Origin of the sequence: Geodermatophilus chilensis, from assembly GCF_002802985.1 — a bacterium.
In the GTDB taxonomy this organism is placed as follows: Bacteria; Actinomycetota; Actinomycetes; order Mycobacteriales; family Geodermatophilaceae; genus Geodermatophilus; species Geodermatophilus chilensis.
In genome coordinates, this window is record NZ_NVPT01000197.1 from 1 (window position 1) to 8,387 (window position 8,387).

6 protein-coding genes are annotated in these 8,387 nt (G+C 70.4%); 2 read left to right on the forward strand and 4 right to left on the reverse strand.

The window, feature by feature from the left end; all coding sequences use genetic code 11:
• The first annotated feature begins 355 nt into the window (after positions 1-355).
• Positions 356-973: a TnsA-like heteromeric transposase endonuclease subunit gene (locus tag CNO22_RS23485; RefSeq protein ID WP_198588560.1), complete on the forward strand. Its 618-nt coding sequence runs from the start codon at positions 356-358 to the stop codon at positions 971-973.
• Between the two features lie 852 nt (positions 974-1,825).
• On the opposite strand, the gene CNO22_RS23500 is transcribed toward CNO22_RS23485, so the two are convergent.
• A complete protein-coding gene (locus tag CNO22_RS23500) occupies positions 1,826-2,794 on the reverse strand; it encodes an EamA family transporter (RefSeq protein WP_198588561.1) in 969 nt (322 codons plus the stop codon).
• A gap of 71 nt (positions 2,795-2,865) precedes the next feature.
• Between CNO22_RS23500 and CNO22_RS23505 the strand changes: the two genes are divergently transcribed.
• Positions 2,866-3,765, forward strand: coding sequence for a LysR family transcriptional regulator (locus tag CNO22_RS23505; RefSeq protein WP_100501686.1), 900 nt, complete (start codon positions 2,866-2,868; stop codon positions 3,763-3,765).
• Between the two features lie 572 nt (positions 3,766-4,337).
• Here CNO22_RS23505 and CNO22_RS29435 read toward each other — a convergent pair.
• The 3 genes from CNO22_RS29435 to CNO22_RS23515 all read right to left on the reverse strand — a co-directional run bounded on the left by CNO22_RS29435 (position 4,338) and on the right by CNO22_RS23515 (position 7,708).
• Positions 4,338-4,583: a transposase gene (locus tag CNO22_RS29435; protein WP_232807292.1), complete on the reverse strand. Its 246-nt coding sequence runs from the start codon at positions 4,581-4,583 to the stop codon at positions 4,338-4,340.
• Positions 4,583-5,923 carry an ISL3 family transposase gene (locus CNO22_RS23510; RefSeq protein ID WP_332870102.1) on the reverse strand — a complete coding sequence of 447 codons (1,341 nt, stop codon included), beginning with the start codon at positions 5,921-5,923 and terminating at the stop codon, positions 4,583-4,585. Before CNO22_RS23510 ends, CNO22_RS29435 begins: the two co-directional genes overlap by 1 nt.
• A 372-nt stretch (positions 5,924-6,295) precedes the next feature.
• Positions 6,296-7,708 (reverse strand): IS1380 family transposase, encoded by a 1,413-nt coding sequence (locus tag CNO22_RS23515; protein ID WP_100501687.1) that lies wholly within the window; start codon positions 7,706-7,708, stop codon positions 6,296-6,298.
• Positions 7,709-8,387: the final 679 nt, after the last annotated feature.

Below are 8,387 nucleotides of genomic sequence, written 5' to 3' on the forward strand. Positions count from 1 at the left end.
AGCTGAAAAGCACCAGCCGTGTGCCTACAGGATTTAGGCGCTGCGACGACACCCGACCCGCTGACCAGCGACAACGCTATCGATCAAGCCTGCATGTGCCTGTGATCTTCGGAACTCCGGGCTGACGCCCGAAGTGTCAACTTTCCGTCGATATGCGGCCTTGCGATGCCGAATGCAAGACGTGTGACGGCTCATGATCTTGGAGGTTGCAGCAGAGCCGGAAGTCCTGGCGGCTGTCCTGTCCGGCCGAACCTTGCGAAGTCCGGACTTACCTTGCGAGTGATCTTGCGACGTCCGGAATTAGGTTGCGAGTCGCTACCGGGATCGGGCCGGCCGCTGCCCAACACTGTGATGCGTGACACGGTCGCCTCGGGCGGCGGAGGCCGCCGACCCGCTGCGCGCGGACGGCTTTCAGGTCGGCTACCTGACGGAGGACGGCGCCGAGCTGCGGGTGCCGTTGGCCGAGGCGTGGGCGGTGCCGTTCGAGCACGGAACGCCGGTGCGCCGGTTCATATCGCGCAAGGGGCAGCGTCACCTGAGCGGGCTCTGGTGGTCTTCGTCAACGGGCGGCCACGTGGGGTTTGAGTCCTGGCTCGAGCGTGACAATTTGATGTTGCTGGACTTCGACCCAGCGGTGGTGGGCATCGCGTCCCAGCCGTTCTGGCTGCACTGGACCGATGAGGCGGGCGAGCGCATGTCGCACGCGCCGGACTTCTTCGCCCGGCGGGCGGACGGCTCGGCGGTGGTCATCGACAGCCGGCCGCTGGAGCGACGCAAGCCGCGGGACGTGGCGAAGTTCGACGCGACGTCGAGCGCTGCGCGCTGGTCGGCTGGGAGTACCGGCTGCTCGGCGCTCCGGACGCGATCGAGACCGAGAACGTGCGCTGGCTGGCCGGCTACCGGCATCCCCGGCATCACCTGCCGGAGACCGTCGAGAGGCTGCGGCGGGTGTTCGCGACGCCGGCGCCGTTGATGGCCGGCGCCGAGGCGGCGGGCGACCCGATCGCGGTGCTGCCGGTGCTGTTCCACCTGCTGTGGTCGCACGCTGGCCGCGGACCTGTCGGTGCCGCTGCATCCGGAGACGCTGGTGAGTCCCGCGGCGGCCGCGCGGTGAGGCCGGCTCGGGCCGCGGTGCTGCGGCCGGGGGACCGGGTGCACTTCGACGGAGGGGAGCACCAGGTGATCGCGCTGGCCGGCACCTCGGTGCGGCTGCGCGCGGACGACGGCACCGAGCAGGTGGTGCTCGCCGGCTACGTGCTGGCCTCCCCGGAGTTCGCGGTCATCGGGGGCGCGCCGGCGCCGGCGGTGGAGCCGTTCGGGCTGGCCGACCGGCTGCCGGCCGACGTGCTGAAGGCGGCACGGGAGTGGGAGCGCCAGGTGGTGGAGGTGGAGACCGGGCTGCCGGCGGGCGAAGCTGAAAGCGCTCAACGTCGAGCTCAAGCGGCGTCGGCATCTGCCCATCCCCGAGCAGGCGCGGTGGCTGGCCAGCGTGGTGCGTGGGCACCAGGGCTACTAACGCCGTGCCGGGCAACTACGAAGCGGTCAACGAATTTCGCACCCAGGCCGCGCGCTGCTGTACAAGGCGCTGCGGCGCCGCAGCCAGCGCACCAGGCCGAACTGGGTGCGGATGAACCGCATCGTGACCCGATGGCTACCCCGCACCCGCATCGTGCATCCGTTCCCGAACGTGCGCTTCGCCGCCACACACCCGAGGTAGGAGCCCAGTGCGGTAGTTCCGCACGCTGGGATCTGTGCGGGGGGCCGCCCGCAAGGGCGGTCCCTACCGCGACGTTGGGGGCTGCAACTCGCTACTCGCGGATTTGGGTCAGAGAACGACGCGGCCGTCCTCCGGCGCATCACTGCTCGGCTTCGGCAGCGAAGGACGACGTCGCGGCTGGGGGCGGGGCCGATGCCGGTCTCTGTCCGAGGGGGTCGCGACCGCGCCGGCGCTGGCGACCACCACGCAGCCGATGGCCAGGGCGCCGGAGGCGTCGATTCTTTGGCCGAGGAGAACTGCGCCGACGAGCGCCGCTATGGCCGGCGCCGAGCTCATCAGGACGGCGAACGTGCTGCTGCTCAGGCGTCGGAGGCTCAGGGCCTCCAGGGCGTACGGGATGGAGGACAGGGCCGCGACAGCGGCAGCCAGAGCGATCACGGGCGGCGAGAACAACCGCGTGCCAGCGCTGGCGACGGCGAACGGTGCGAGACCAACAGCGGCCACAGCCATCGCCAGCGCCAGGCCATCGAGTCGTGGCAGGGTTGCTGCCGACCGCTGGGCGCTCACGATGTAGCAGGCCCACAGCGCCCCGGCACCCACAGCGCAGCCCACGCCGAGGAGATCGAGCTTGGTGAAGCCGTCGCGGCCGAGGAGGGCGACGCCGGTCAGCGCCAGAAGCCCCCAAAGCACGCTGGACCACACTCGCGAGGCAACGACGGACAAGGTCAAGGGCCCGAGCAGCGTCAGCGTGACCGCTGCGCCTAGCGGTAGTCGGAGGATCGCCTCGTAGAACAGAACATTCATCCCGGCCAACGCGGCGCCGTACTGCAGCACCACCGACCAGTTCGACCGGCGCATCGTTCGCAGCGACGGCCGGAAGAAGGCCAGCAGCATCACCGCGGCCAAGCCCAAGCGGATCCCCACAGCACCGATGGCGCCCACGCGAGGGAACAGGCCGGTCGCCGCCGCGGCGCTGATCTGCAGGACGATCTGCGAGCCCAGGGCGAGCCCAACCCCGAGCGGCGCGCCGCCGGCCAGCCCAGGGAATGACTTCCCGGCGGGGGAAGCCGTCGACATGGCTGCGAGGCTATTGACGGCCCGGCCGAGGGCGGAAATGCCGATTGTTCACGCGGTCATACCATGGGCGCATGACCGCCGACCTGCGGCATCTGCGCGCCTTCCTGCACGTGGTTGATGCGGGCACGATTACCGCGGCCGCGGCGAAGATGCACATGAGCCAGCCGGCCGTGTCGCGGCTGCTCGCCCAACTCGAGGCCCACTTGAATACCTGCTTGGTGGACCGGTCGACACATCACCTGGCGTTGACGCGTGCCGGCGCGGCCTATCGAGAACGGGTGGTTGCGGCGGTGGCCGCCGTCGACGCCGTTCTGGATCCAGCGGCGCTGTCCCCACGACCGCTGCGGCTGGGGCACGCCTGGTCGGCGCTGGGCGCGCACACGCCCCGACTACTCCGCCGCTGGGGCGAGCTCCATCCCGACGTCGAACTGCAGCTGGTCCAGATCGAAGACCGCAGCGCCGGCCTGTGGGACGGTCGGGTTGACATCGCCGTCATTCGTGGTCCCGTCAGTCGCTCCGGGTTCCGCAGCAGCCACCTCCACGACGAAGCGCGCCTCGCAGCTATCTCGGTGGAGCACCCGCTGGCGCACCAGCCGCAACTCTCGCTGATCGACCTGGCCGACAACCCCGTGCTGGTCAACTCGGTGACCGGAACCACCGGTGCGGGGTTGTGGCCCTCGGATCACCGTCCCGCGCGCACCATCGAGGTCGGGAGCACCGAGGACTGGCTTGCCGCCGTCGCCGCCGGTCGAGGAGTAGGAATCACGCCGAGCTCCACTACGGAGCTCTACCGGTACCCGGGCGTGGAGTTCGTTCCTCTGACCGATGCTCCGCCGGTCCCAGTGTTCCTGGTCTGGTCCGATCCCCCGACTCATCCAGCCGTCGATCGCCTGGTGCGCTTGGCGAACGAGGTCATCAGGGAAGCTCCGACCGACTTCCCCGGTCGGCGAGTCCGCGGCGCTCGACGTTGACAGTTCTGGTCCCGCCTGGTCCATGCGGCCACCGACATCATGGCTCGAACGCCTCCGTACTGGCCGGTCCCGGCGTGCTCGCGCCACGTGAGGGGGAGTCATGTGGCGCGGCGACGGCGTCGACGACCGACCACCGCGGGCATCAGCTTGTCGCTTGCCAGTGAGAAGAAGGGACCACCTCGTTGCCACGAGCAAGGGCTCTCGCTCAATTTCCGTGATGCTGATCCGGCTGTTGTTGCGCGTGTCTCCCACGATCCGGGCCGTCCACCGTTGATCATCCGACCGGTGTGACACCGACATCCTGCGCACGCTGCTGCCGCACCTGTGCCCGCTGGTGATCGAGCACGCCGAACGGGTTGACGGGGTCGTGGACCTCGATGCGCCGGGAGGCTCGGTGATGGAAGTCGTGGCTGCTGCTGTGCGGCGCACCGGGGCGACCGGGGTGGGACCGGGCAGGCGGCGAGTCGGCGCGCACGGTCGGTGCGCCATGGCGGTGACGGTCCGGTAGCTGCACTGGTCCGGCGGATGGAGTACGGCGTTGATCTCATCGGGTGGGCGTTGTGTTCAGACGGTCAGGCGACCAGTACGCGTTTGCGGAGCAGGTCGAGGTTCGCCCGCCCGTACATCTGACGCTTGATCATCTTGATGCGGTTGACGTTGCCCTCGACCGGGCCGGAGTTGTAGTCGAGGGTGAGTCCGGCGGTGACCGCGTCGAGGTCGCGGCGCAGCCCGGCGGTGAACGAGTGCAGCTGCGGCAGGTCGTCGGCGTCGACGGCGTTCATCCACTCGCCGAGCCGGTCCCCGCCCCGGGTGGTCATCAGCTGGGCAAGCCGGCGATGTGTTTCGCGGCGGCGTCCAGTTCCGGGCAGCGGCTCCGGATCGCCTTGATCCGTACGGCGTCATCGGGATCGAGGTCGTTGGGGTGACCGGTGAGCCAGCCGACCACTTGCCGCACGGTGACCGGTGGTGGCCGCTGGGGTAGCGCCGCGATCTGGTGCGTGCTGGCCGCGCACAGGGGGTGCAGGTAGCGCGCGAGTGTCTGGTAGCTGCCCGGGTAGCCCTGCACGGCGATCTCAGCGTGCAGCTCGGCGGCGTTGGTGACGCCGGCGGCGAGGCGCTGGTGCAGGTAGGGCTTGTACGCGTCGAGCAGGCTGGCCCGGGCGCCGGCGGCGACCAACTGCTCGGGGCCGGTGGCGCGGGCGAAGCGCCGCACGGTCTTGCGGTCCAGCCCGAGCCGCTCGGTGATCGCGCGCAGGCCCAGGCCTTCGCCGCGCAACGCCTGCACCTGCCGGTGCCGTTCGCGGGTCCGGCGGGCCAGCCGGGTGGTCTCGGTGAACGCGGCGGCGTCCACCGCCGTCTGCGCAGCGGCGGCGCGGTCGTCGGGCTCCGCGGCGGCGGTGCGGTCTGCCGGCTCCTCGGCGGTGGTGACGGGCGGTTCGGGCAGGCAGGCGTGGTGCGCGCCGACCAGCTCTTCCACGTGCTCGCACAGGTTGTGCCACAGGTGCCAGCGGTCGGCGACCTGGACCGCCGCCGGTGCCCCGTCGCGGGCGCCGGCGGCGTAGGCCCCGCAGCGGTCCCGGCAGATCAGCTCGACGCCGGGGTGGGCGCGCAGCCACTCGGCGAAGTCCTCGACCTCGCGCCCGTCGAAGACGTCCACGGGATGGTGGGTCGCCATGTCGATCAGCAGCGTTGCGTAGTGCTGCCCGCGGCGCAGCGCGAACTCGTCCACGCCGAGGGCGGCCACGGTGCCCGCTACCGGATCGGGCAGGGCGCGCAGCAGGCGCAGCAGCGTGCCGCGACCGACGCCGATGCCGAGGCGGGCGGCCAGCCGGGCGCCGGCGCGGCCGGCCAGCGCCAACGCGATCGCTTCCAGCACCCGACGCAGCCCGGTACTGCGGCGGGCGTGGCGTTGGGTCAGGCCCGCGACCTGCTCGACGAACGTCTTGGCGGCGCACTCGCTCCGGTCGCAGAAGAACCGCCGCACCCTCAGGCGGAGCACGACCGGCGTACCGGCGATCGCCGTGTCGGCCACGCGCCGTCCGTAGCGGCTATGCACCCGGGTCGAGTCCTGCCCGCAGTGGGCGCAGCGGGCCCCACGGCAGCGTGCCCACGCATCGAGGGTCACGATCCCGTCAACCCGTTCGGCGTGCTCGATCACCAGCGGGCACAGGTGGGGCAGCAGCGTGCGCAGGATGTCGGTGTCACACCGGTCGGATGATCAACGGTGGGCGGCCCGGATCGTGGGAGACACGCGCAACAACAGCCGGATCAGCATCACGGAAATCGAGCCAGAGCCGTAAGACAGGGTAGACGGAGGACCCCGAGTGTGAGACATCGGGGCCATCCATCCCAGGCACTAACCCGGATCTTTCATCGTCCTGACGTTGATCCTCGAGACCGGGCCGTACCGGTCGTGCGGCGGTGATCCTGGCATCTGGGTACGACAGGCCGCCCGATGGTCGTCTCGGGTGGGGCGCCGGTTCCACGGGCCGGAGAGGTGGCGGGGCGTCGGGACGGTCGGAGTCGCAGGTCAGCCGGGGGCCAGCGCCGGGCCGGCGGTCAGGCCACGCAGCTGGGTGATGCCGTCGGTGACGGTGGCGGCCCAGGGGTGGTGGTCGGCCAGGTGCAGCAGCCGGCGGCGGCCGGTGCGGGCCAGCGTCGCCGGAACGGTGAACAGCCGCAGCCGTAGCCGCTTGGGCTCCCACCTGCGAGCGTCGTGCCCGGTCAGGGCGAGGGCCTGCATCCAGGCGGTGAGTTCGCAGGCGAGGGCGACGATGGCGCACCAGATCTGGTTCTGGGCGAAGTCGTGTAGCGGCAGGTTGGTCAGGCCGGTGTCCTTTGCGCAGCGGATGCGGTCTTCGGCGCGGGCGCGGCGGCGGTGCCGCAGCTCGAGGTCGGCCAGCTGTCCTCTCTTGCTGTTGGTGACGAAGGCGGTGATCCGGTGTCCGTCGACGTCGGTGACCCGTAGCTGGGCGCCGGGGTGGGGGCGTTCCTTGCGAACGATCAGCCGCATCCCCGCAGGCCAGCGCGAGAGGTCGAACAGCCCGGTCAGCTCGGCCACCCAGGCGCCGGGGCGGATCTGGCCGTCGGCGTCGTAGGCGGGCGTCCACGCCTGCTCGGGTACTTCCGCGAGCTTCTTCTGAATCGAGGCGAGGTCGCCGGGCAGGGAGAAGCCGACAGAGTAGGCCAGCCGGCGGCGGGTCAGCCATTCGATCAGCTCGTGGGTGCCGCCGGCCCCGTCGATGCGGACCAGCACGTTCTTGCCCCGGCTACGCCCGCCGGGCAGCTGGACCAGTGCGGCGCGGAGGACGGTCTTGTGGTCGGTGACGGTGTTCGAGCCGGCGTTCCCCTTGCGGAGCAGGACCGACAGGGGCTCCCCGGTGCCGTCGCCGCCGTGGTCGCAGAACGCCCACAGCGGATGGAACCCGAAGCCGCGCTTGAACGTCGGTGCGGCCTGCTCCTTCTCCGAGTGCGCGGTGACCAACGTGGCGTCCACGTCGATCACCAGCGGCGCAGCAGCGCTCCTCGGGTGGCCGGGGGCGCGGTCGCCGGCCAGCGCCCAGGCCCGCGCACGGACCGCGGCGCGGGCGGCGTCAATCGCGGCCAGCGCGGCCGGGGCGTCGCTGGCCAGCGCGTCGATCGTGCGGGAGACCGTGGGGTCGGAAGCGACCAGCCCGTACAGGCCGGGCTCGGCGCGCAGCAGCGCGATGTCGGCCAGGCAGTCCCCACCCAACGCCAACGTCAGCGCCAGGTCGAGCACGACCTTGCCCGGATCATGGATGGCCAGCGACTTGCGCCACGGCGCCAGCGCCGCCGACAGCGCCGCGTCCAACCCAACTGCGGCGACGGTCTCGGTGAGCAGTACTCCGCCGGCCTGACCGACCGCCCCCGACGCGCTCGTGTCGACGTGGACGCGGGGATAGGACCGGCTACGCTTCTTCACCTGGAAGGTGCTCCTTGAGCAGTGACAGATGGACCCTCAGCAAGTCCTATCTTCGCTGGTCAGCAGCACTTTTCAGTTGAATAACACGGGTTCACGCGACCGCGCGGTGAAAGCCCCGGGCTAAAGAACTACCTTGCCCCCCTACTCCTTAGAAGCTCCGGATTCCGGAGTAACTCCTGGACCATCGGGCTCGGCTCGACCGGCTGCCACGCCATCGCTTCAGCCTTGGGCTGCGGCCACGCGATATCTAAGTCGACACGCGTCCCGAAGCTCGCCGCGCCGGCGAGGACTGTCAAGGCCGACGCGAGGACACGGGTTTGCGTACTGCGATCCTGCGGGCGTCCAAACGGATGCCCGAATGGAAATTCGACCCCGATAACCCGAGGCGTCAACTGTGCTGCCGCTAAAGCCGGCATCATAGTAACAACGACTGTCGGGACTCCTGCTCTTTCAACACAGCGTGCCAGCACGGACACGTTACGGCAACAATCCGGCTAAGCTGGTGCGAGCACTACTCCGTCCGCCCCGTCCTCCTTCAGCGATGCCGCAATGGCAGGTGCCGTACTTGTCCGCCACCTGTCTAAAGATTCTCAAGGGCGGGGGTTACAGGAAGGGCCCGAACTCGAGCCCGGTGCTGGCGAGGAAGCCGACCAGGAGCCCGGGGCGGTACTGCATCCGC